This is a genomic window from Catellatospora paridis (assembly GCF_009720365.1).
In the GTDB taxonomy this organism is placed as follows: Bacteria; Actinomycetota; Actinomycetes; order Mycobacteriales; family Micromonosporaceae; genus Catellatospora; species Catellatospora paridis.
Genome location: NZ_WBZD01000021.1, coordinates 252,984 through 274,876 on the forward strand (window position 1 = coordinate 252,984; position 21,893 = coordinate 274,876).

A 21,893-nucleotide genomic window follows, 5' to 3' on the forward strand; every position below is an offset into this window, starting at 1 on the left:
GCATGATCGTCGGGCGGTGGACCGCCGGGCAGGCTCGGTCAGGCTTCGGTGTCAGCGCCGCCAGCGCAGCGGGCCCGGGTGCAGTGTCCACAGCAGCCGCCGCCACCACGAGCGCCGTGCCTTCAGCTCGTCGATGTACGCCAGCGCCCGGCTCCGCGCCGCCTCCGCCTCGGTGTCTCCGGCCGTGCCCGGTCCGAACACCACTTGGTTGACCGTGTTGGCGAGCTCGTCCAGCGCGGGCGCGGCCAGGCGCACCTCGTGCTTGCCGCGTACCGGTGCGGCGGCCTCGGCCGCGTGCGCGGCGACCTCCACGGCGCTCAGATGCTCTGGGGCGGGCCGCCCGGCCAGCCGTAGCGCGTCGCCGACCTCCAGCCACGCGCCTTCGATCCGGGAGTCGGGGCTGCCCTCGTCGAGCCTGCGCCGGCGCAGCGCACCGCGAGCGAGCAGCACGAACACCACGAACCCGGCCAGCAGCAGCACCACGAGCCCGCCACCGCCGGCTCCGGCGACCAGGGCCACGTTCGCGCCCCCGGCGGCCGTGCCGCTCGCTGCGGGGGCGGCGCTGGACGCGTCGGCGGTCGGGGCCAGCGTCGGGATCGGCTCTTCCGACGGTGGCGGCTGCGACGTCTCGGGCTGCGGTTTGAACTCGTCTTCCAGGGGCTTGGTCTCGGTGTTCGCGTCGGGCAGCGGGTGGAACGGCACCCAGCCCTGGCCGGTGAAGTAGATCTCGGGCCAGGCCAGCGCGTCGCCGGCGGTGATGGCGTGCTGGCCGGCGCGGGCGGTGAATCCGACGACGACCCGGCTGGGCAGGTTGAGCAGCCGGGCCAGCACTGCGAACGACGCCGCGAACTGTTCCGAGGTGCCCTTGCCCGCGCCGGTGCCGGCGGGTCCGAACAGGAAGAAGTTCAGGTTGGGGTACGCGTGCCCGCTGGGCGCCTGCGGGTCGAGTTTGTAGTGCTCGGCGAGGAACTGCTCGATCGCCAGGGCCCGCTGGTACGGGGCGCCGTTGTCCGCGCCGAGCCGCTGCGCGAGCCGGCTGATGTTGTCCGGCACGTTCGGGCCCAGCGCGATGTAGCGGGCCATCGTGGTGCCTGAGGGCACGTCGGCGACGGGGAGCAGGTTGACGTCGGGTTCGCTGTGCAGCGACGTGACGGTGTACGTCATGCCTGCGGTCAGCCCTTCCGGGCGCAGCATGGTGCCGGTGGACTGGTCGTAGGCGACGCGTACGCCGTCGACGTGGCTGGGGGTGGCGGCGGCGGGCAGCAGCTTGCCGGTGAGACCGGCGACGGTGAGGCGCTGCTGCACGGGCTTGCCGGCGAGTTCGCCGGGCGGGCGGGGCAGGCTGCGCCCGGCCGGGCGGTAGGTCGCGCCGACCTTCCAGGTGACGCCGTCGTAGTCGGACAGCACGGCCAGCCGGATCCGGGCGTCGGCGGCCACGTCGACGTCGAGCAGCTTCTCCTGTGGCTGCAGGGCCCAGCCGGACAGTCTGATCAGCGGGTTCTCGTCGAGGGCGTCCAGGTCGGGCGGCTCGATGAGGCTGCGCGGGTCGAACGGCGCGGCGGTGACCTGCTGTGCCACGGGCGGCGCGGCCCCGGCGACCAGCGCGAGGATCAGCGCGAATCCGGTGCCTCCGGCGAGCGCGGCGCGCAGCCGCAGCGCCTTACGGGTGGCGGGGTCGATGCCGGTGTCGGGGGTGCGGACCCGGCCGGTGAACGCCAGGGCCGCGATGGCGAGCGCCGCGAAGGCCAGTGCAAACCAGGGGGTACGCGGTGCGGCCGGGCCGACGAGCCACAGTGCTCCGGTGAACAGCAGGACCGGTGGGGTCAGCCCGATCAGGGTGCGCCGGGCGCGGGTGGTCAGTTCCATCGCCATGAGCCCGGCGAGCCAGGTGGCGATGACCGGCACCGCGATGGTGTCGGGCTGCGGTTCGACGGGGACCAGCACGGCCAGCAGGCGAGGGATGCCGTCGCCGAGCGATTCTCTGGCGATCGTCGACAGGTCACCGGTGATGCCGGCGCGCTGGGCGGACAGGTGCAGCGCAAGGGCGAGGTAGCCGGCGAGGCCCAGCATCGACAGTGGCGCGACGGCCCAGGCCCGCAGCCGCGTCATGGCGAGGCTGATCAGCACCGATCCGGCGGCGGCGCCTGCGATGAGCACGGTGAACAGGGTGCCGTTGTAGATCCGGTCGGCGGTCAGGCCGCTGAGCACGAGCATCGCCGTGAGCAGTGCCGGTGGCAGGAGGATGCGCAGCGCGCGGGCTACCATCGGGCGACTCCGTCCCATACCGCGGCGAAGTCCTCGCCGTCCTCGGCGCGTAGCAGCAGCACCCCGGCCGGCTGCGGCTCCTGTGCGAGTCGTGGGCCGAGCACGCCGACGGCGACGGACGGGAACGGGCCCTTGAGTCCGGAGACCAGCGCGAGGTCGGTCAGTCCGGCGGTGCCGGTGAGGTAGATCAGGGTGTCGCCGGGGCGGTGCTGGCGTAGCCGGCTGGTCGCGGTGACCAGCAGTTCGTCGCCGCCGGGTGCGGGTTCGGCTTCGGCGAGCAGGTCGAGCAGACCCCGGGCGGCGCCGCGGATCCGCCCGCCGCCCGCTGCGGGGCCGCTGACCAGGTGCAGTGTCACGGGCAGGTCTTCGCGGGTCGCGGCGGCGACGATCGACGCGGCGGCCTCGCAGGCGCTCTCGAACGACGCCGATCCGGTCGTGTCCCGGTCGGCCCAGGAGCCGGCGCGGTCGTCGAGCAGCACGACGAGCTGCGGGAGGCTGGTGTCGAGGTGTTCGCGGACCATCAGTTCGCCGACCTTGGCGCTGGTGCGCCAGTGGACGTGGCGCAGTTCGTCGCCGATGACGTATTCGCGCAGGGTGTCGAAGGTGATGGCGCCGTGGGGGACGCGGTCGAGTCGGCCGTCGAGGCTGCGGGAGATGCCCGCGGGCACGGCCTGGATCAGGTGGCTCTTGGGGTAGACCCAGATGCGGGCGGTGTCGCCGTGGCTGCGTGACACCGACACCAGCCCGAGCGGGTCGCGGCGGGTGACCTGGAGCGGGCCGACGTCGACGACGCCGCGGCGGTCGGTGGGCACCGGGTAGGACACGTCGGTGTCGTGGCCGGGACGTAGTCGCAGCAGTGGCACGGGGACGGTGGCGCTCTGCCCGGCGCGGCCGCACTGGTCGTGGGCGACCAGCGTCGCGGCGCCGAATCGGCCGGTGTTGCGTACGGTCAGGGTGACGGTGCTGCCTTCGCCGCGGGAGACCCGGTCGGGTTCGACGGACCGGGTGACCGACAGCCGTGGTCGCAGGGCGGCGTGGACGAGCGCGTGCAGTTGGGCGATGACGGCGGTCGCGCCGAGCACCGCGAGTTCGGGGTAGCCGAAGGTGAAGCCGGCGGCCAGCAGCACGACGCCGCCGGCGGTCAGGCCCACCCCCCGCAGCGTGACGATCATCCGGCGTGCCGGGCCGCCGTGGCCGGCTCACCGGTGGGGGACTCCTGGCCGGGCAGCGGCACGGGCACGGCCTCGATCGCGTCGCGCAGCACCTCGATCGCGGTGATCCCGCGCAGCTGCGCGTCGGGGGTGAGCAGCACGCGGTGGGCGAACACCGGCTCGATGAGCACCTTCATGTCTTCGGGCAGCACGTAGGCGCGACCTTCGGTGAGCGCGTACGCGCTGGCGGCGCGGGTCAGTGCGATCACGCCGCGGGGGCTGACGCCGACGCGTACGTGCTTGTGCTCGCGGGTGGCGACGGCCAGCCGTACCGCGTACGCGTACAGCGGGTCGGCGATGTGCACCCGGTGCGCGAGCGCGACGGCCTCGCCGATGGTCTTGGTGTCGGTGACGGGGGTGATCGCGTCGGGGGAGCGCAGCGTGTGCCCGCGAAGCACCTCGATCTCGACGGCCTCGTCGGGGTAGCCGACGGACAGTTTCATCAGGAACCGGTCCAGCTGCGCTTCGGGCAGCCGGTAGGTGCCGTCCATCTCGACCGGGTTCTGCGTCGCGACGACCATGAACGGCCGCGGCACCGCGTGGCGTACGCCGTCGACGGTGACGTAGCGCTCCTCCATGACCTCCAGCAGCGCCGACTGTGTCTTCGGCGAGGCCCGGTTGATCTCGTCGGCGATGACGATGTTCGCGAAGATCGGCCCGGGGTGGAACTCGAAGCCGCGGCTGGCCTGGTTGAAGATCGTCACGCCGCTGACGTCTGAGGGCAGCAGGTCGGGCGTGAACTGGATGCGCCGCCACGCGCCCTGTACCGATGCCGCGATCGCCCGCGCCAGGGTCGTCTTGCCGGTGCCCGGCACGTCCTCGAGCAGGACGTGGCCCTGGGCGAACATGGCGACCAGCGCCAGCCGGACCACCTCCGGCTTGCCGAGCACCACGGTCGAGATCGCGCCGGACAGCTTCGCGGTCAGGTCGGCGAACGCGCGGACCTGACCGGCGGACAGCGGTGGGAGGGGCTGGTTCATGACGGGCGGTGTCCTTTGTGCTCGGAAGGGGCGGAGAAACAGAAGTTCCCCGGCACGAAGCCTTGCGGGCTCGTGCCGGGGAAGCTCAGCGGATCAGCATTGCGGCACGTCGTTGTAGTCGTCGCCGTCGTCCAGGTTGAGCCAGATGAAGGGGACGTAGCGCTGATTGCCGCGGTAGGTGATCTGGATCCACTTGTCGCTGCGCTTGTTGCTGTTCTCCCCGGCCGCGAACAGCTCCGCGTCGCCGCTCTGGTTGCCGGCGGTGCCCTGCTTCCAGCAGAAGGCCTTGAACGTGTCGCCGTTCTGAGCCTCGCCGACTGCCTCGCTGCTCTCCTGGCGTGAGTTGCTGTAGATGCCGATGCCATCGGAGCAGCCCACACAGCGGACCGTGCCGTTGAGCCGCCTGGTGCGCACCGTTACCGGATTCGACGTCGCGGTCTGGCCGGTGGCGTTCTGCACCGACACCGTGATCGTGAACGCGCTGTCGGTCGCGACCTCGTTGACCGCGTAGCCGCCCGCGCCGGTGTTGCAGGCGACCGCGCGAGCCGCGCCGTTGATGGTGACCGTGCAGGTCGCGGTGCCGCCGCCGTCGTCGTAGGCGAAGTTCACCGTGAAGCCCTTGTAGGTCGCACCACCGGCGGACACGTTCGACACGGCCGCGTCGGCGATGGTCTTCGCGCTGGTGGTGTCCTTCGGGCCGGTGCCGGCCTCGTTGACCGCGGCGACGTCGACGCCGACGATCTCGCCGTTGCCGAAGCCCTCCAGGGTCGCGTTGGTCGCGGTGACGGTCTGCGTCTTGCCGCCCGCGGTCACCTTGTAGCCGGTGATCTCACGGCCGTTGTCGGCCGGGGCCTGCCAGGTCACCCGGACCGTGCCCTTGGCCGAGCCGACGGTGGCCGCGGACAGGTTGTTGACCTGTGCGGGCTTGTTGAACGGCACCACCGAACCGGACGGCTGCGACACCTCCGAACCGGCGCCCTTGTCGTTGATCGCGACCACGGTGAACGCGTACTGCGTGCCGTATTCCAGCTCGCCGTCCTTGACCACCAGTTTCGTGGCGCCGGTGGTGGTGCCGATCAGGGCGCCGCTGCCGGAGTCGATCGCCGTGACCTCGTACCGCGTGATCTTGCGGCCCTGGCCGTTGGCGGCGGTCCAGCTCACCTCGACAGTGCCGTCGGGACTTTCGACCGCCTTCACGTCCGTCGGCGGACCGGGCACGTCACCGGTCGGCATCACCGGGTTGCTCTTGCGCGACGGGCCGCTGCCCTTGCCGTTGACCGCGTACACCGTGAACGTGTACGTCGTGCCGTTGGTCAACTTGTCGACCACCAGCGAGCGGTTGCGCGCGCCGACGGTCCAGGTCCGCCCGTCGCCCTCCACCACGTACTTGGTGATCTTCGAGCCGTTCTCGGTGGCCTTGCCCCAGTTCAGCCGCACCTGGGAGTCGCCTGCCGCGGCGGTGACGTTGCGCGGGGCGCCCGGCTTGCCGATCGGCGGCTTCGGCGGTGGCGGCGGCGTCACCGGCGGCGGGTCGCCGCCCACCACGTCGTCGTTGAACTTGTCGACGACCTTGACCTGGTTCTTGTCGTTGACCACGCGCGCGGTCGTGCCATCGGGCGCGTTGATGAACAGCTGGTTCTCCCGCACCTCCAGGTCGAGCCGGCCGCCGGGCTTGCCCGCCTCGATCGTGTTGACCAGCTTGCCGTCGCGGTCGATCGCGTAGACCTTGCCCGCGGCGTCGTCGGCGAGGTAGAACAGGCCCGCCCAGGCCACGGCGGGGCGCACCGTCCCGCCGTCGCCGGGCATCGTGAACTCGTGCACCTGCTCGCCGGAGATGGCATACACCTTGCGGCCGTCGACGACGGTCACCGCGATGTCCTTGCCGGTCGAACGGTCCGGCAGCGCACCGCCCGCCGCACCGGCGATCTCGACCTTCTTCAGGTCGTCGCCGCGCAGCAGGGTCAGTGAGCCGTTGGTCTGGTCCAGCACCGCCACACCGTCGTCCAGTGCGGACAGTGCCAGGTCGTGGAACGCCTCGGCGACCGGTTCGGTGCGGGTCAGCGTGGGCCCGCTGCCGCCGGTGCCGCCCGACGGCGGCGTCAGCGGTGCGGGTGTGATCACGGAAACGGTGCCCTGGCTGGGCACGGCGATCCAGAGCCGGCCGGTGCCGTCGAAGTGGCCGCCGGTGATGCCCGGCGGGTAGCGCAGCGGCTCGCCGATCGGCTGCAGCGTCGCCGGGTCCAGTTGGCGCACCACGCCCTGCACCGGGTCGATGATGAACGCCGCCTGGTTGTGCAGCGCGACCTGCACGCCGAGGCCCGCCTGGGACTCCTGCGATGCGGTGAGCTGCAGCGTCGCCGGGTCGAGGGCGCTGATGCGGCCGGTGTGCTGGTCGCGCACGATCAGGTAGCGGTCGGACTGGCTGACCTGCACGTAGTGGCCCTGCGAGACCGCGAGGGCCTGCGTTCGGGTGTCCACCTTGCCGGTCAGACCGTTGACCCGGGCGAGTTCGCCGCGGGTGAGGCTCCACAGCCAGGAGCTGCTGTCGTAACCGGCGGAGACCTGGTCGTTGGCGCTGATGCCGAACCAGGTCAGGCTCACGGCCGCCAGCATCGCCAGCACCGTGACGATGGTGACTACGCCACCCTTGGTCCGTGCCCTGCGTGTGATCGCGCTCGGTGACAGATCCGCCACGGATCGCCCCTCCCCATGAGCGCGGGGTGTCGGAGCCACCCCGCTCGCCGACTGGCGTTCTCCCCAGAAACCGACGTCATCTTAGGCGTTGCAGGTCAACGGTGAAAGTCGAGTGAGGACGCTCATGGTGTGACGCTGGGCGGCGGTGCGTCCGCCGCGGCGCGCTCGGTGCAGACCGGCGTGGATTGCAGCAGGTCAACGTCGCTGTAGATGCTCATGATGACGAAGCAGTAGTCCCAGTTCGGGTTCAGGCCTGTGACCGTGTACTGCGTATCACCGTTGGCGGGCTTGCCGATCGTGGCGACCTGCTCGCCCTTGCGGGCGGCGAGCAGGACCTGGGCGGCGTAGCCGTCGGACGGGTCGAACCAGCTGATGGTGATGTCGCCGTTGGGGGCGCTGGTGACGAAGATGTCGCTGGCGGGGGCGGGCTTGCCGGTCGGTCCGGGGCCGGGTGGTTGCTCGTCGTTCTTGGGCAGCACGACCAGCAGCAGCGTGGCCACGGCGGCGAGCACGGCGACGATCGCCGCGGCGGTCGCGGCGATGACCGGGCCGCGGCTGCGTCGCGGTGGCGCGGCCATCGGGGTGGGCGGTGCGAAGACGGTCGGCGTGGGGACGTGCTGCGGCTGTTGGGGCAGGTGTCGTGCCGGTGTCTGCGGCGGTGGCGCCACCGGGATGGCGGCGGGGCGGCCGTCGGCGGTGTGGTGGCTTTGGCCGACCGGCGGCATGTCATGGCGCGGCGGCAGGTCTTGGCGCGGCGGCTGCTCCTGGTGCGGTGGCAGGTCGTGGCGCGGCGGTTGCTGGTGTGCCGAGTGCTGGTGGGGTTGCTCGGGGCGCGCGGTCTCGGGCCGGGGCTGCTGGTGCGGCGGCGTCGGCGGGAACGGTTCGGGTTGCGCGGGCCGGGCGCGCTCGGGCGGCAGCGGAACGGACGGCGGGGTCGGCACGATGGGCATGGCCCGGGTCGCCGACTGGTCGTGCCGTGGCGGAATGGTCAGACCGTAGGGTGCGGTCCGGTCGTCCTCGGGTGCGGGTGCGGCGTCGGTGGGCTGCGCGGGCGGGATCCGCTGCGCGGTCCGGTCGGCCGCCTGCGGTGCGGCCGGCCTGGCCGGGGTGGTCGGCGTGGCCTGGGTGGCCGGGGTGGTCGGCCGTGCGGGTGGGCTGAGCAGCGAAGTGCGGTCGTCTGGTGGCTGCGGCGCGGCCGGGGCGGTGCTCGGCGGCGGGGTGAGCACCGGGGCCCGGTCGGCGGGCGGCGTGGTCGAGGCGCTCGCCGGCATGACCACGGCCGTGCGGTCGTCCGGGTCCGGCGTCGGGGTCGTCTGCGGAGTCGACGGGGGCAGCGGCCAGACCGGTGGCGTGGGCTGCGGGGCCTGGTCCGCCGGGGTGCTGGGCGGGAGTGGGGTCTCCGGCGTTGCCGGGGCGGATTGCGACACGTAGGTGGTCGGCCGCGACGGCGGCGGGAGCACCGCGGTGCTGTCCTCGGGCGGCCGCGGTGCGGGCGGCGGCGCGGGGGTCACCGCCGCGGGCGCGACCTGCGCGGGGGCGTCCGGGCCGAGCCAGGCGCGGGCGACCTGGACCGGCTGCGGGTCGAAGCCGGGCGCCTGCGGGCCGTGCGTGGCGACCCTGGTGTAGTGGCGGCGCGCCTCGTGGCGGTTGCCGAGCTCGTCGGCGATCTGCGCGAGGTCGAACGACATCGCCAGCAGCAGCGGGTGCTCCTCGCCGAAGCGGTAGCCGCCGTTGTACAGCGCGTTCTCCAGCACCCGGCGGGCGGCGCCGAGGTCGCCGGACTGGCGGTGCATGGTGGCGAGCAGGTGGCCGGTGACCAGCACCTCCGGGTGGTCCTCGCCGGCGGCCATGATCGCCGCTTCGAGGGACTGCTCCAGCAGCGTGCGGGCGCTGCTCAGATCGCCGCGGTCACGGCGGGCGAGCGCCTCGGTTCGGATGTCTGACAGCGAGGTCGGTGACGGCACGGCTCACATCCTGCCCACACCCCCCGACCTCTCGCCACCCGCGGCGGCGAAGATCGCGACGATCTTGCGCGAACTGTTGCTGGTTTGTCCGGTACGAGTGTGTCGTCCCCGCATTCCGCGCAAGATCGTCGCTAGCGGCGGCCGCGGGGGGTGTTGTGCTTGAAGTGGACGAAGAGGCGGCCGAAGTTTTTGGAGTCCTTCTCTACGCGGTGGTAGAGGGCTTTTACCTCTTTTTGTTCGAGGAAGCGCAGGACTGTCTTCTTCAGGGCGCCGGAGCCTTTGCCGGGGATGATCTCGATCATGGGGGCCTTCTTGGCGATGGCCTCGGCCATGATGTCGTTCAAGGCCCGCTCGATGTCGCGGCCCTTGTTGAAGATGTCGTGCAGATCGAGTACGAGTTTCATCGCCTCTGAGCGTACCTGTTGTGATCGGCGCTGGTCAGCGTCCCCGGGTACACCGAAACCTTTCGACCTGCGCGTCAGCACCACTTTCATAGATCGACATATTGCAATGACCATGTAACTGGTGGTCTGCTGTGAGCCTCCTTTACCCCCGCTTGGAGGCAGTCATGCGGCGACGGTTAACCGTCTTCGTATCCACCTTGGCGCTCGCCGGCACCATGGTCCTGACCGGACCGGCCGACGGCGCCCCGCTCGGTCCCGAGGTCAGCACGTCCGGCCATTACACCGTCCAGGGCATCAACACCCTGGCCCAGCGCAATGCGATCGCCGGCACCGGTGCGGCCATCGACGGCTTCGACCACGGCATCATGGACGTCACCGCCACCCCGGGTGAGGCCGCCGCGATCAAGGCCCTCGGCTTCACCGTGACCAGGGTGCTCGCGCCGACCCAGGACGACCACGTGCAGGCGCTGGCGTTCCCGCCGGCCGACTCCAACTACCACGACTACAGCGAGATGATGACCGTCATCAACTCGCTGGCCTCGTCGTACCCGTCGATCTTCCGGGTGACGACGATCGGCAACTCCTACGAGGGGCGCAACATGCCCCTGATCAAGATCTCGGACAACGTCGCCACCGACGAGAACGAGGTCGAGGTGATGTTCAACCACCACCAGCACGCGCGTGAGCACCTGACGGTGGAGATGGCCATCTACCTGATGAACCTGTTCACCAGCGGCTACGGCTCCGACAGCGCGATCACGAACATCGTGAACAGCCGTGAGATCTGGATCATCCCGGACATGAACCCCGACGGCGGCGAGTACGACATCGCCACCGGCAGCTACCGGTCGTGGCGCAAGAACCGCCAGCCCAACAGCGGCTCGAGCAACGTCGGCACCGACCTCAACCGCAACTGGTCCTACCAGTGGGGCTGCTGCGGCGGGTCCAGTGGCACGACCAGCAGCGAGACCTACCGCGGGCCGTCGGCCTTCTCCGCGCCGGAGTCGACGAACCTGCGCAACTTCGTCAACAGCCGGGTCGTCGGCGGCGTTCAGCAGATCAAGGCCAACATCGACTTCCACACGTACTCGCAGCTCATCCTGTGGCCGTTCGGCTACACGACGGCCAACAACCCGTCCGGCATGAGCGCCGACGAGTACAACACGTTCGCCACGCTGGGTCAGCAGATGGCCGCGACGAACACCTACACCCCCCAGCAGTCCAGCGACCTCTACGTCGCCGACGGCACGTCGATCGACTGGATGTGGGCCACCCACCGGATCTGGGCGTACACCTTCGAGATGTACCCGGGCAGCTCGGGCAGCGGCGGCGGCTTCTACCCGCCCGACGAGGTCATCACGGCGCAGACCACCCGCAACCGGGCCGCCGTGCTGATGTTGCTGCAGCAGGCCGACTGCCCGTACCGGGTGATCGGCAAGGAGTCGACGTACTGCGGCACCGGCGGCGGCGGCACCACGGTCTGGTCCGACACGTTCGAGACCGCGACCGGCTGGACCGTCAACCCCGGCAGCACCGACACGGCCACTCTCGGCCAGTGGGCGCGGGGCACGGCGCAGGCGACCAACTCCAGCGGCGCCAAGCAGCTGGCCCCGTTCGCGGGCAGCAACGACCTGGCGACAGGCCTGTCGGCGGGCACGGCAGCGGGTGACTTCGACCTCGACGGCGGCGTCAGCTCCATCCGTTCACCCGCGATCACGCTGCCGGCCACCGGCACGCTGAACGCGAACTGGCAGTGGTACCTGGCGCACGGCTCGAACTCGTCGAGCGCCGACTACCTGCGGATCTCGGTCGTGCACAGCGGCGGCACCACGGTGCTGGCCACCATCACCGGCGCGGCGAGCAACCGCAACGGGGCCTGGGGCGCAGCGTCGGCGAACCTGACCGCGTACGCGGGACAGAGTGTCCGTTTCCTGGTCGAGGCGGCGGACGCGAGCACGGCCAGCCTCGTCGAGGCGGGCCTGGACAACATCACGGTGACGCAGTCGTGACGGCTCGCCCGGCCCGCTGAGGCCGGGCTGCGCGGCGCGTTGCCGGGGCGGCCTCACCGTCCGTGCTGGTCCGATGACCGGTGCGGCGGTGGGGTCGCCCTGTTCGTGCCCGGTCGTGCGATATCGGCTGGGAATATTGCGCATGCAAACGCTCTCAGGCATCCATATAGGACGCTACCTGCGGTTGGGGGAAGGTAAACAGTGCGTGCTCGGCGGTGACAGCGGGTAGATCCATTCTGTAGGGTGCCTTCTCGTGCCCATAGCCGACGAGTTCTACTTGATGACGCATGACGATGTCAGCGGCGACTCCCGGCTGCACGCCAAAGCCGTCGGATTCGGTCTGGCAGCAGCGCTGCTGGCCGAGCTGTGCATGCTGGACCTGGTGCGTCCCGCCGCCGAGGGGGTGGCGGTGCGCAACGCCCCGCCGCCGCCCGACGCGCTGGCCGCCCGCGTACACGGGCAGTTGCTGGCAGAGCCGCAGCTGCACCCGGTGCGGGACTGGCTCACCTTCCTCGGGCTCAGCGCCGAGTCCGACATCGCCGTCAGGATGACCGCCGCGGGGGCGCTCCAACTGGTCGAGACGCGCCGACTGCTCAGCGTGCAGCGCCGATACATGCCGGTGTCCGTGAACGACGCGGCGTGGCCCACCGCCAGGCTCATCGGCCGGCTGCGCCGGCAGGAGGAGATGTCCGTCGAGGACCGCATCCTCGCCGGGCTCGCCTTCGCGACCGGGCTGAGCACCACCTTCGCCTGGGACGACGTCCGCGGCCGCAAACTGTCGAGCATCATCGCGGTGCTCGACGAGCCGGTGCGGGTGCTCATCGCCGAGACCGAACTCGCCGTCAGCAAAGCCGTGGCGAAGCTCACCTGAACCAACACCCTCCACCCCCCTTCACCCCCCACCCCTCAAGGAGCAACACCGTGTCCGCACCCCCTAGCTCCGCGCTGTCGTCGGCACTGGCCGCCGACCGGCTCGGTTCGGCGTCCGTGGCGTCGTTCGCGCTGACCGCCGCAGCACCGCTCATGGTCATCGGCGGCGTCATCGTCGCCGGCTGGGCCAACGTCCAGGTCATCGGCTTCCCGCTGGGCATCCTGCTCATCGGCGCCGCGCTGGCGCTGTTCACGTTCGGCTACGTCGCGATGTCGCGGCACATCCGCAACGCCGGCGCGTTCTACTCCTACATCTCCCAGGGCCTGGGCCGGCCGGCCGGCGTGGCCGCCGCACTGTCCGCGGTGCTCGGCTACAACCTGCTTCAGGTCGGCCTCTACGGCATCTTCGGCGCGGCCGGCTCCGGCCTGCTCGCCGTGATGTTCAACGTCGAGGTCGCCTGGTGGATCCTGGCCCTGGTCGCGTGGCTCGCCGTCACCGTGCTCGGCCTGTCCCGCGTCGAGATCAACAGCAAGCTGCTGCTGGTCGTACTCGTCGCCGAACTCGCCATCGTGCTGCTGTACGACGTGGTGTTCCTCGCCAACCCGGCCGACGGCGTCAGCTTCGCCGCGTTCGCGCCGGACAACCTGTTCATCGGCGGCGCGCTGGGTGCGGTGCTGACCGTGACCGTCACCGCGTTCGTCGGGTTCGAGGCTCCGCCGGTGTTCGCCGAGGAGTCGCGCGACTCCCGCAAGACGATCGCCCTGGCCTCGTTCGGCGGCCTCGGCGTCATGGTGTTCGTGTACGCGCTGACCGCGTGGGCGCTGACCGTGGCCACCGGCCCGGACAACATCGTGGCCCAGTCGCAGGAGCACGCCGCCCAGGCCGACCTGATGTTCGTGCTGGCCGGCGAGCACCTGGGCTCGTTCTTCGCCGACGCCGGCAACGTGCTGCTGGTGACCAGCGCCTTCGCGGCGATGCTGTCGTACCACAACACCGTGGCCCGCTACACGTTCTCGCTGGCCCGTGAGGGCGTGCTGCCGCGCTCGCTGGCCCGCACCGGTGCGCGTTCGGGCGCCCCGGTGGGCGCCTCGATCCTGCAGAGCGTCATCGGCCTGGCCGTCATCCTGGTGTACGCGATCTTCCAGCTCGACCCGTTCACCCACCTGTTCTTCTGGCTGGGCATGACCGGCGGCTTCGGCGTGCTGCTGCTGCTCGCGGGCACCAGCGTCGCCGTGGTGCTGTACTTCGCCAAGGACAAGCGCGGCGAGAGCCTGTGGACCCGGGTCATCGCCCCGGTCGTGTCGGCGCTGTTCCTGATCTGGGCGGTGCAGCAGACGGTCCGTGACTACGGCACCATGCTCGGCACCGGCGACGACCACGCGGCGCGCTGGATCCTGCCTGGGCTGTACCTGCTGGTCGCGGTCATCGGCGTGGTCTGGGCGCTGGTGCTGCGCAGCACCAAGCCGGCGCTGTACGCGGCGATCGGCAAGGGCGTCGAGGGCGGCAAGACCGAGGTCGCGCCGGCGGAGGCCCCGAAGGTCGGCGTATGACCGGCTCGGACGCGGTGTCGACGGCTTCGGCCGTGGACACCGCGGCCGCGGGACGGCTCATCTCCGCGTCGTTCCAGGAACTGGCCGTGTCGCACTGGCTGCTGGACTCACCGGTCGAGCGGGAGCGCATCATGGCCGGGCAGTTCGCCTGGTTCGCCGAGCACGCCCTGAAGTTCGGGGCCGTGGACGTGGCGGGCGAGGACGCGGTCGCGGTCTGGTTCGACAACACGGTCGAGGCGCCGTGGATCGACGCGTACGACGAGCGCCTGGCGGAGCTGGCGGGGCCGCACGCGGCCCGGTTCGCGCTGCTGGACGAGACGTTCGCGGAGCACCACCCGCACGGCCGTCCGCACTGGCATCTGGCGCTGCTGGCCGTGCGGCCGGGGCTGCGGGGCACCGGTCTGGGCAGCGAGCTGCTCGGGCGGCGGCTGGCGCAGCTGGACGCCGCGGGCGTGCCGGCCTACCTGGAGGCGTCGAGCGCCGGTTCGCGGGATCTGTACCTGCGGCACGGGTTCGCGTTGCTGGGTGAGGCCTACCACCTGCCCGACGACGGTCCGCCGATGTACCCGATGTGGCGCGAGCCGCAGGGCTGACCGCGGGATCGACAGCGGGGGCGGTGATCATTTGATCACCGCCCCCGCTTCGTGTGTGCGGGTTCAGGCCGCCGCGTGCAGGTTGCGGGCGGTGGCGGAGGTCGGCACGGTCGCCGGGTCGGGGTAGGTGCGCAGCAGCCGGTCGGCGGTGCCGGCGGTGGTCACGGTGAACCAGTAGTGCTCGTTCTTGTAGTGGTGCAGCCGGTGGTTGCGCCATACGGCCCGGTAGAGCCTGCCGCGGGGCCGGTAGTCGCTGTGGATGGCGTAGTGGGCCCACTCGTAGACCAGGCCGACGGCGGCGACGGCGAGGATGAAGGTGAGGGCTTCGCCGAGCCGCGGGAACGCCAGCAGCGCGACGGTGGTGTAGGCGGCGATGACGAGGGCCAGTGAGCGCCAGGGGATGAACACCAGCGGGATGTCGCGGGGGTCGGCGTGGTGGCGGCGGTGGTCGCGGGCCAGTTCGGTGTCGATGGTCAGTCCGGCGATCTTCCGGGGGCGCCAGTGCAGGACGAACACGTGCACGAGCCATTCGAGGGCGGGGAACGCCGCGACGAGCAGCGCCGGTGCGCGCAGGTCGGTGAGGGTCCAGCCGCCTTCGGCGATCCGCCAGGTGAGGGCGGTGGCCAGCACGGTGAGGATCATCCAGGGGCTGGGGTGGCGCCAGAACCGCGCGAAGATCTGGCGCAGGGTCACGGCGGCGCGGGTCGGGCCGGTGGCGGCGGCCTCGTCGGCGGCGAGCCGATCGCGGGCGGCGCGCTCGGCGGCGGCCTTGTCGGTCGGGGTCATCTGCGGGCTCCTTCCAGCAGGTCGAGGGCGTGGAGCAGGGCCTGGGTGGCGTGGCTGAGCAGGTCGTGGGCCAGGCGGGGGGCGGCGTCGGCGTCGCCGCCGGTGATCGCGGCGGCCAGTGCCCGGTAGGCGTCGATGCGGTCGACCTCGTCGGCCATGACGGCTGACAGGGCGACGAGTGCGGGTTCGTAGGCGGCGCGCAGGCTGTTGAACATCAGCCGGAACGCGACGGAGTCGGCCGCGTCGACGACCAGTTCCCAGAAGGCCAGGGCCTGGCGCTGGCGGCCGACGGGGTCGGTGTCGGTCTCGATGGCGGTCACGGCGGCGGGCAGGGCGGCGGCATGGCCGTGGCGTTCGGCGGCCAGGCCGGCGACCACGGGGCCGATGGCCAGGCGTGCTTCGAGGATGCTGCGGGCGACGGCGAGGTCGAGGTCGCCGCCGGGCAGTAGCAGGTGGGGGAGGATGTCGAGGCCGCCGGTGCGGCGGAAGTCGCTGACCGTGGTCGCGCCGCCCTGGCGGACCTTGACCAGGCCGGCGTGGGCCATGCGCCCGATCGCCTCGCGTACGGCGGGTCGGCTGACGCCGAGCGCTTCGGCCAGGGCGCGTTCGCTGGGCAGCGCCTGGCCGGGGGTGAGCGAGCCGGCGACGAGTTCGCCGAGCACGCGGTCGTAGACCTCGCCGGGCAGTGATCGTCGTTCGATCTTCGCGAATGTCATGATGTCCACCATCGACGAAACCGGTCAGGTGGTCAAGTGGTCTGACCAGTCATGTCGGTTCACGGGGGTTCACGCATGGACTGCTGCGATTCGGTGTTGTTTACTGTCTCGTGATTTCAGCCGCACGGGGTGGGGCGGTACGGTACGTCCTTTGTGGACACTGACCCCTCGGAGGCGGGGCATGACCGAGCCCTTGACGGGCCGCGCGCAGGCGTCGGCAGCCCGGGACTTCGCGGCGCAGCTGCGCTGGTGGCGTGGCGTGCGCGGGTATTCGCAGGGCCGGCTGGCGCAGCGCATGCCGCACAGCGAGGCGATGATCGCCAAGGTCGAGTCGGGCGAGCGCTGGCCGACCGAGGATCTGGCGCGCCGGTGTGACGAGGTGCTGCAGACCGGCGGCCTGCTGTCGGGCATGTATCCGGCGGTGCGGGCCGAGCAGCAGGCCAGCGACGGGCGGCGGCGACGGCGTAAGGAGGTCGGGGACGCGTCGGTCGACGATGCGCGGCGGCTGCTGTCGATGGTGCTCGCGGACACGAACCTGTCGGCGACTCATCCGTTCGTCCGGGACGCGCTGGCCGCATTGGATGGCACGGACAACTAGCCGGTACGAGACTTGTCCGGATCGGACATCTATGCGGCGCACTGGTAGTGCTCGCAAATGAGACGTTGGCGTGAACGCCGCGCCACTCTACGTCGAACTTCAGACAACTACTGGAGGCACCGGTTATGTCCGTGCTAACGCCTGCCACGGCGGCCACGGGGGACGCGGCCACACCGGCCGGTGACCCCGAGCTCAGCTCCTTCGGGTACACCCCGCAGCTGCGCCGCTCGCTCACCTTCACCGACCTGCTCTTCTACGGCCTCATCTACATGGTGCCGATCGCGCCGTTCGCGATCTTCGGGTCGGTGTACGCGGCCTCGCAGGGCATGGTGGCGCTGGCCTACATCGCCGGCCTGATCGTGATGCTGTTCACCGCCTCGTCGTACGCGCAGATGATCAAGGCGTTCCCGATCGCCGGCTCCGTCTACAACTACGCGGGCCGCGGCATCGCCGCACCGGTCGGCTTCATCGCCGGCTGGGCCATCATGCTCGACTACTTCCTGGTCCCCGGCCTGCTCTACCTGGTCGCCTCGGTCACCATCGAGGCGGCGGTGCCGTCGGTGTCGGCGTGGATCTGGCTGGTCGGCTTCGTCGCCATCAACGCCGTGATCAACTACTTCGGCATCCGGCTCACCGCGGTGGCCATCAACATCATGATCGCCGGTGAGCTCATCGTCCTCGGCATCTTCCTGGTCATGGGCGTCATCGGCCTGGCCGACGGCCGCGGCAACGGCGACTGGACCAGCGCCTTCTTCAACTCCGACAACTTCAGCTTCGGCATCGTGCTCGGCTCGGTGTCGGTCGCCGCGCTCAGCTTCCTGGGCTTCGACGGCATCTCGATGCTGGCCGAGGAGAGCAAGGGCGGTTCCCGCCAGGTCGGCCGCGCCATGGCCGTGGTGCTGCTGCTCGCCGGTCTGATCTTCATCGCCCAGACCTGGGTGGCGTCGCTGTTCGTCACCGACCCGGCCGGCCTGATCAACGGCGACGCCGCGACCATCGGCAACGCGTTCTACGCCGCCGCCGAGGCCGCTGCGGGCGCCCCGTGGCTGGCCACGCTGTGCCTGGTCGCCACCGCGATCGCGTGGGGCCTGCCCGACTCGATGGTCGCCCAGACCGCGCTGTCGCGCCTGCTGTTCGCGATGGCCCGCGACAAGCAGCTGCCCAAGTTCCTGGCCAAGGTGTCCAGCAAGCACGCGTCGCCGGTCAACGCGGTCCTGTTCACCGCACTGGTCTCGCTGGCCATCAGCGGCACCGCGCTGTACTACCTCACCGAGAAGGGCGAGGACACCATCACACTCATCGCCACGATGGTGAACTTCGGCGCGATGGTCGCCTGGCTGGCGCTGCACGCCGCGGTCATCTGGCACTACGTGGTGCGCAACGGCAGCCGCAACTGGCTGCTGCACCTGGTCGTGCCGGTGGTCGGCGCCGGCCTGCTGGTGGCGGTGCTCATCAACATGAAGCTCTACACCCAGATCACCGGCTTCATCTGGATCGGCCTCGGCCTGGTCGTGCTCGGCGTGCTGTTCGCGATGGGCCGCCGGCCCAAGCTGTCCGGCGTCGGCGGCACCGAGGGCGGCGTGGACGCCGCGTGAGCGAGTACATCGAGTTCAACCCGACACCGGAGCAGCTCGCCTACACCTTCGGGCCCAACCCGCCCGTGGCCAAGGTCCGCCCCGGGGACGTGCTCAAGATCCGCACCGAGGACTGCTTCGGCGGCGTGGTGCGCGGATTCGGCGACCTGCCCTCGCAGGTCTGCCGCTTCCCGTACCTCAACCCGGTAACCGGCCCCTTCTTCGTCGAAGGCGCCCAGCCGGGCGACACCCTGGCGCTGCACTTCGTGTCCATCACCCCGGCCCGCGACTGGGCCGTGTCGAGCACCTTCCCGCACTTCGGGGCGCTGACGTCGACGTCGCACACCGCGACGCTGCAGCCGCCGCTGGAGGAGCGGGTCTGGGTGTACGACATCGACCTCGCCGCGGGCGTGGCCCGCTACTCGGCCCGCAACTCGGACTTCACGGTGGACCTGCCGCTGGACCCGATGCACGGGACGGTCGGCGTCGCGCCGGGCGCGTTCGAGGCCCGGATGACGATCACGCCCGACGCGCACGGCGGCAACATGGACACCCCGGAACTGCGGGCCGGCGTGACCGCCTACTTCGGCGTCAACGTCGAAGGAGCCCTGTTCGCCGTCGGTGACGGCCACGCCCGCCAGGGCCAGGGCGAGGTGTCCGGCGTCGCCGTCGAGGCCGCGATGGAGACCGTGCTCGTCGTCGACCTGATCAAGGGCGTCGGCACGCCGTGGCCGCGGCTGGAGTCCGACACGCACCTGATGGCGACCGGCTCGGCCCGGCCGCTGGAGGACGCGTTCCGGATCAGCCAGCACGACCTGGTGACCTGGGTGTCCGAGCTGACCGGCCTCGACCTGCTCGACGCGCTGCAGCTGGTCAGCCAGGCCGGGGAGGCGCCCGTCGGCAACGTCTGCGACACCAACTACACCATGGTCGCCAAGGTGGCCAAGGCGTACCTGGGACGCGCCGGCGCGTACGACGGAGTGCACCAGCGGCTCAAGGCGCTGGGCGCGGCATACCGGTAACAGCAGGAACAGATCAGGCGTTGTGGCCGGAGCGACCGCTCCGGCCACAACGCGTTTCCGGGGTCCATTGGGGGGAATCGATGCCAGAGCTGGCGCTCGCGGACGAGCTGTTCGTGATGGGGCACGACGAATACAGCGGCAAGCCGAAGCTCAACCACGACGTGCTGTCGGTCGGCCTGGCCGCGGCCGCACTCGGCGAACTGCTCATCGCCGAGACGCTCACCGTCGACGGCGGCCGCGTCACCGGCTGGACCGCCAAACAGAACGGCGACCCGGTCGTCGACCAGATCGTGGCACTGCTGCAGCGGGTCGGCCCGGGTCACCGCGTGCATCAGTGGGTCGAGCACCTGCGCGGCGACATCAAGGAACTCGTCGCCTACCGCCTCGTCGGCCGCGGCGTCGTCAAACGCGAGACCAGCCGCGGCTTCACCGGCCGGGTGCAGGTCCGCTTCCCCGCGACCGACCCCAACGAGGCCACCCGCTCGGTGGTGCGGCTCGGTTTCCTGATCGGCCGCCCCGCCGACTTCGACCCCCACTCGGCGCTGCTCGCCTGCATCGCCAACGCCGTCGACCTGAACATCGTCGCCCCGACCCTGTCCCCGTCGACCGTGCGCCAGCGCCTGGCCGAACTGCCCGGCCGCCTGGCCCCCGCCTACCGGGACCTGCTCGCCGCCGTCGACACCGCCGTCGCCGCGGTCGCCCTGCAGGCACACGGCTGACCATGGACCTGGTGCCGAAGATCGGCGAATCGTATGCTCCGAGCGTGTCAGCGCCCGCGCCCCGCTTCCTCGCCGCCCGGCTGCTCGTCGCCGCGCAGCTCGCGAGCGTCGCGCTCTACGTCGCAGGTGCCGCGATCCCGTACCTGTTCCTGTTCACCTTCCAGGGGACCACGCACTGCTCGGCGGACATCGGCTGCCAGGCCCCCGGCGACGCGCTCCCGGGCGTGCTGGGGTGGTTCGCCGTGCCCGCCATCCTCATCGCGATGGTCGGCCCGCCGCTGGCGACGCTGTCGCTGCTGATGTCGTTCACCTCGCTGGCCAGGCGACGCCGCCAGATGCCCGACGGCCTGCGGCGGTGGATGTACCTCGCGGGCGGGCTCACCGTCGCGTTCATCGCCTTCACCCTGACCCCGCCCGGCCGCCTGCTGCTGAACTGGATCCTCGACTGATGACCGACCGACTCTGGCGCGCGCAGCTGACCCTGGTCTGGGCCTTCGGGCTGGCCGTGTTCGCCTTCCTGTACGCGCTGCTCGGCGGCGTCCACGGCGGCAACAGCAACAGCGTCTACGACATGGTCTACGGGCCGCTGCCCGAAGGCACGTCGGTCCGCGGCTCGATCACCCAGCCGTTCGGGGTGCTCACCCTGCTCGCCATGGTCGCGGCGTGGCTCGTGCCGCTGCTCGCGGCACTGCTGGCCTGGCGCGGACGGCGGGCTCTGAAAGGCGAAGGCGAGCAGTCGCTGCGGGACCGGATCCAGGCCGGCACCATCGCCGCGTACGTCATCGTGGCGCTTTACCTGACACCCGTCGGCTGGACGCTGGTCTACGGGCTGACCCGCTGGACCGCCATGAACATCTGGGGCGAAGGCCCGGACGCGGCCAACCTGGGCTGAGCATGCGGTCGTGCCGCAAGGACCCGCGATTTCCGCCCTCTACTGCGTCCGTGGCGAATTCGTTTGCCGAGCTGGCGCGATCGAAGGAATGCTGCCTGAGTGCAGATGCATGCCAACCAGCTCACCGTCACCCCGCAGACGGTCGGCGCGCTGATCGTCGAGCAGTTCCCGCAGTGGCAGGACCTGCCGGTCACCGAGCTGCGCTCGCAGGGCACGGTCAACGCCATCTTCCGCATCGGTGACGGGCTCACCGGCCGCTTCCCGCTGCAGCCCGGCGATGTCGCGAAGACCCGCCGTGAGCTGGAGACCGAGGCGGCCGCGGGTCGCGAGCTGGCGTCGCGTACGCGGTTCCCGACGCCCGAACCGGTGGCGCTCGGTGAGCCCGGACCGGGATATCCGATGCCGTGGTCGGTGCAGACGTGGGTGCCGGGCGTCATCGCCACCGACGACGATCCCGGCGACTCTGAGGCGTTCGCACGTGACCTCGCCAGGTTCATCACCGACGTACGCGCCATCGGCACCGGCGGGCGGCGGTTCAGCGGCGGCGGCCGCGGCGGTGACCTGCGCAGGCACGACGACTGGGTGCAGACCTGCTTCGGTCACAGCGAGCAGCTGTTCGACGTGCCGCGGCTGCGGCGGCTGTGGTCGCGGCTGCGTGACCTGCCGCGGGGTGACACCCCGGACGTGATGAACCACGGCGACCTCATCCCCGGCAACGTGCTCGTCTCCGGCGGGCGTCTGGCCGGGGTGCTCGACGTCGGTGGGCTCGGACCGGCCGACCCCGCGCTGGACCTGGTGGGCGCGTGGCATCTGCTCGAAGCCGGACCACGGCAGGTGCTGCGCGCCGAACTCGGCTGCGACGGCGCGACCTGGGAGCGCGGCAAGGCCTGGGCCTTCCAGCAGGCGATCGGCGCGGCCTGGTACTACGTCGACAGCAATCCGGCCATGAGCCTGATGGGCCGGCGCACCTTGGCGCGCATCCTGGCCGCGGGATGACATCCGTCCACCGGGCCCTCGTATTCGGGTTGACCCGCTGGACATGATG

The 21,893-nt window shown here is 71.1% G+C and carries 19 protein-coding genes; 11 read left to right on the forward strand and 8 right to left on the reverse strand.

Translation table 11 applies throughout. The annotated features are described in order from the left end of the window. Positions 1-51 precede the first annotated feature (51 nt). The 6 genes from F9C41_RS35160 to F9C41_RS35185 all read right to left on the reverse strand — a co-directional run bounded on the left by F9C41_RS35160 (position 52) and on the right by F9C41_RS35185 (position 9,518). Positions 52-2,265, reverse strand: coding sequence for a transglutaminase TgpA family protein (locus tag F9C41_RS35160; RefSeq protein ID WP_230690238.1), 2,214 nt, complete (start codon positions 2,263-2,265; stop codon positions 52-54). Beyond that, positions 2,259-3,437, reverse strand: a complete 1,179-nt coding sequence (locus tag F9C41_RS35165; protein ID WP_155391153.1) for a DUF58 domain-containing protein — start codon at positions 3,435-3,437, stop codon at positions 2,259-2,261. The genes F9C41_RS35160 and F9C41_RS35165 overlap by 7 nt, the downstream gene beginning before the upstream one ends. Further along, positions 3,434-4,456: an AAA family ATPase gene (locus tag F9C41_RS35170; protein ID WP_155391154.1), complete on the reverse strand. Its 1,023-nt coding sequence runs from the start codon at positions 4,454-4,456 to the stop codon at positions 3,434-3,436. The genes F9C41_RS35165 and F9C41_RS35170 overlap by 4 nt, the downstream gene beginning before the upstream one ends. 93 nt (positions 4,457-4,549) lie before the next feature. After that, complete coding sequence (locus F9C41_RS35175) at positions 4,550-7,150, reverse strand: fibronectin type III domain-containing protein (protein WP_230690239.1); 2,601 nt, start codon at positions 7,148-7,150, stop codon at positions 4,550-4,552. Between the two features lie 122 nt (positions 7,151-7,272). Beyond that, the gene (locus F9C41_RS41920) at positions 7,273-9,114 is read right to left on the reverse strand and encodes a tetratricopeptide repeat protein (RefSeq protein WP_155391155.1); all 1,842 of its coding nucleotides are present in this window, start codon (positions 9,112-9,114) and stop codon (positions 7,273-7,275) included. 131 nt (positions 9,115-9,245) lie between these two features. After that, complete coding sequence (locus tag F9C41_RS35185) at positions 9,246-9,518, reverse strand: Smr/MutS family protein (protein WP_120319484.1); 273 nt, start codon at positions 9,516-9,518, stop codon at positions 9,246-9,248. A gap of 164 nt (positions 9,519-9,682) precedes the next feature. Between F9C41_RS35185 and F9C41_RS35190 the strand changes: the two genes are divergently transcribed. From F9C41_RS35190 to F9C41_RS35205, 4 genes are all read left to right on the forward strand, one after another. Further along, positions 9,683-11,527 (forward strand): M14 family zinc carboxypeptidase, encoded by a 1,845-nt coding sequence (locus tag F9C41_RS35190; RefSeq protein WP_155391156.1) that lies wholly within the window; start codon positions 9,683-9,685, stop codon positions 11,525-11,527. A 253-nt stretch (positions 11,528-11,780) separates the two neighbouring features. Beyond that, a complete protein-coding gene (locus F9C41_RS35195; RefSeq protein WP_269059018.1) occupies positions 11,781-12,398 on the forward strand; it encodes a GOLPH3/VPS74 family protein in 618 nt (205 codons plus the stop codon). Positions 12,399-12,448: 50 nt separating this feature from the next. After that, positions 12,449-13,948: an APC family permease gene (locus tag F9C41_RS35200; RefSeq protein WP_155391158.1), complete on the forward strand. Its 1,500-nt coding sequence runs from the start codon at positions 12,449-12,451 to the stop codon at positions 13,946-13,948. After that, a complete protein-coding gene (locus F9C41_RS35205) occupies positions 13,945-14,541 on the forward strand; it encodes a GNAT family N-acetyltransferase (RefSeq protein WP_155391159.1) in 597 nt (198 codons plus the stop codon). Before F9C41_RS35200 ends, F9C41_RS35205 begins: the two co-directional genes overlap by 4 nt. Before the next feature lie 63 nt (positions 14,542-14,604). Here F9C41_RS35205 and F9C41_RS35210 read toward each other — a convergent pair whose 3' ends face one another. Together F9C41_RS35210 and F9C41_RS35215 are read right to left on the reverse strand one after the other, a co-directional pair. After that, positions 14,605-15,327, reverse strand: coding sequence for a sterol desaturase family protein (locus F9C41_RS35210; protein ID WP_155391160.1), 723 nt, complete (start codon positions 15,325-15,327; stop codon positions 14,605-14,607). Next, positions 15,324-16,043, reverse strand: a complete 720-nt coding sequence (locus F9C41_RS35215; RefSeq protein ID WP_155391161.1) for a FadR/GntR family transcriptional regulator — start codon at positions 16,041-16,043, stop codon at positions 15,324-15,326. The genes F9C41_RS35210 and F9C41_RS35215 overlap by 4 nt, the downstream gene beginning before the upstream one ends. Positions 16,044-16,224: 181 nt before the next feature. Between F9C41_RS35215 and F9C41_RS35220 the strand changes: the two genes are divergently transcribed. From F9C41_RS35220 to F9C41_RS35250, 7 genes are all read left to right on the forward strand, one after another. Then, positions 16,225-16,641 (forward strand): helix-turn-helix domain-containing protein, encoded by a 417-nt coding sequence (locus F9C41_RS35220; protein ID WP_196280085.1) that lies wholly within the window; start codon positions 16,225-16,227, stop codon positions 16,639-16,641. A gap of 131 nt (positions 16,642-16,772) precedes the next feature. Continuing rightward, positions 16,773-18,236 carry an APC family permease gene (locus F9C41_RS35225; protein ID WP_407924769.1) on the forward strand — a complete coding sequence of 488 codons (1,464 nt, stop codon included), beginning with the start codon at positions 16,773-16,775 and terminating at the stop codon, positions 18,234-18,236. Next, complete coding sequence (locus F9C41_RS35230) at positions 18,233-19,237, forward strand: acetamidase/formamidase family protein (protein ID WP_155391164.1); 1,005 nt, start codon at positions 18,233-18,235, stop codon at positions 19,235-19,237. The genes F9C41_RS35225 and F9C41_RS35230 overlap by 4 nt, the downstream gene beginning before the upstream one ends. A gap of 80 nt (positions 19,238-19,317) precedes the next feature. Then, complete coding sequence (locus F9C41_RS35235) at positions 19,318-19,956, forward strand: GOLPH3/VPS74 family protein (RefSeq protein WP_155391165.1); 639 nt, start codon at positions 19,318-19,320, stop codon at positions 19,954-19,956. 44 nt (positions 19,957-20,000) lie between these two features. Beyond that, positions 20,001-20,405 carry a hypothetical protein gene (locus F9C41_RS35240; protein WP_155391166.1) on the forward strand — a complete coding sequence of 135 codons (405 nt, stop codon included), beginning with the start codon at positions 20,001-20,003 and terminating at the stop codon, positions 20,403-20,405. Continuing rightward, complete coding sequence (locus F9C41_RS35245; protein ID WP_155391167.1) at positions 20,405-20,848, forward strand: hypothetical protein; 444 nt, start codon at positions 20,405-20,407, stop codon at positions 20,846-20,848. The genes F9C41_RS35240 and F9C41_RS35245 overlap by 1 nt, the downstream gene beginning before the upstream one ends. 105 nt (positions 20,849-20,953) lie before the next feature. After that, on the forward strand, positions 20,954-21,844 hold the full coding sequence (locus tag F9C41_RS35250; RefSeq protein ID WP_196280088.1) for an aminoglycoside phosphotransferase family protein: 891 nt from the start codon (positions 20,954-20,956) through the stop codon (positions 21,842-21,844). The last annotated feature ends 49 nt before the right edge of the window (positions 21,845-21,893 follow it).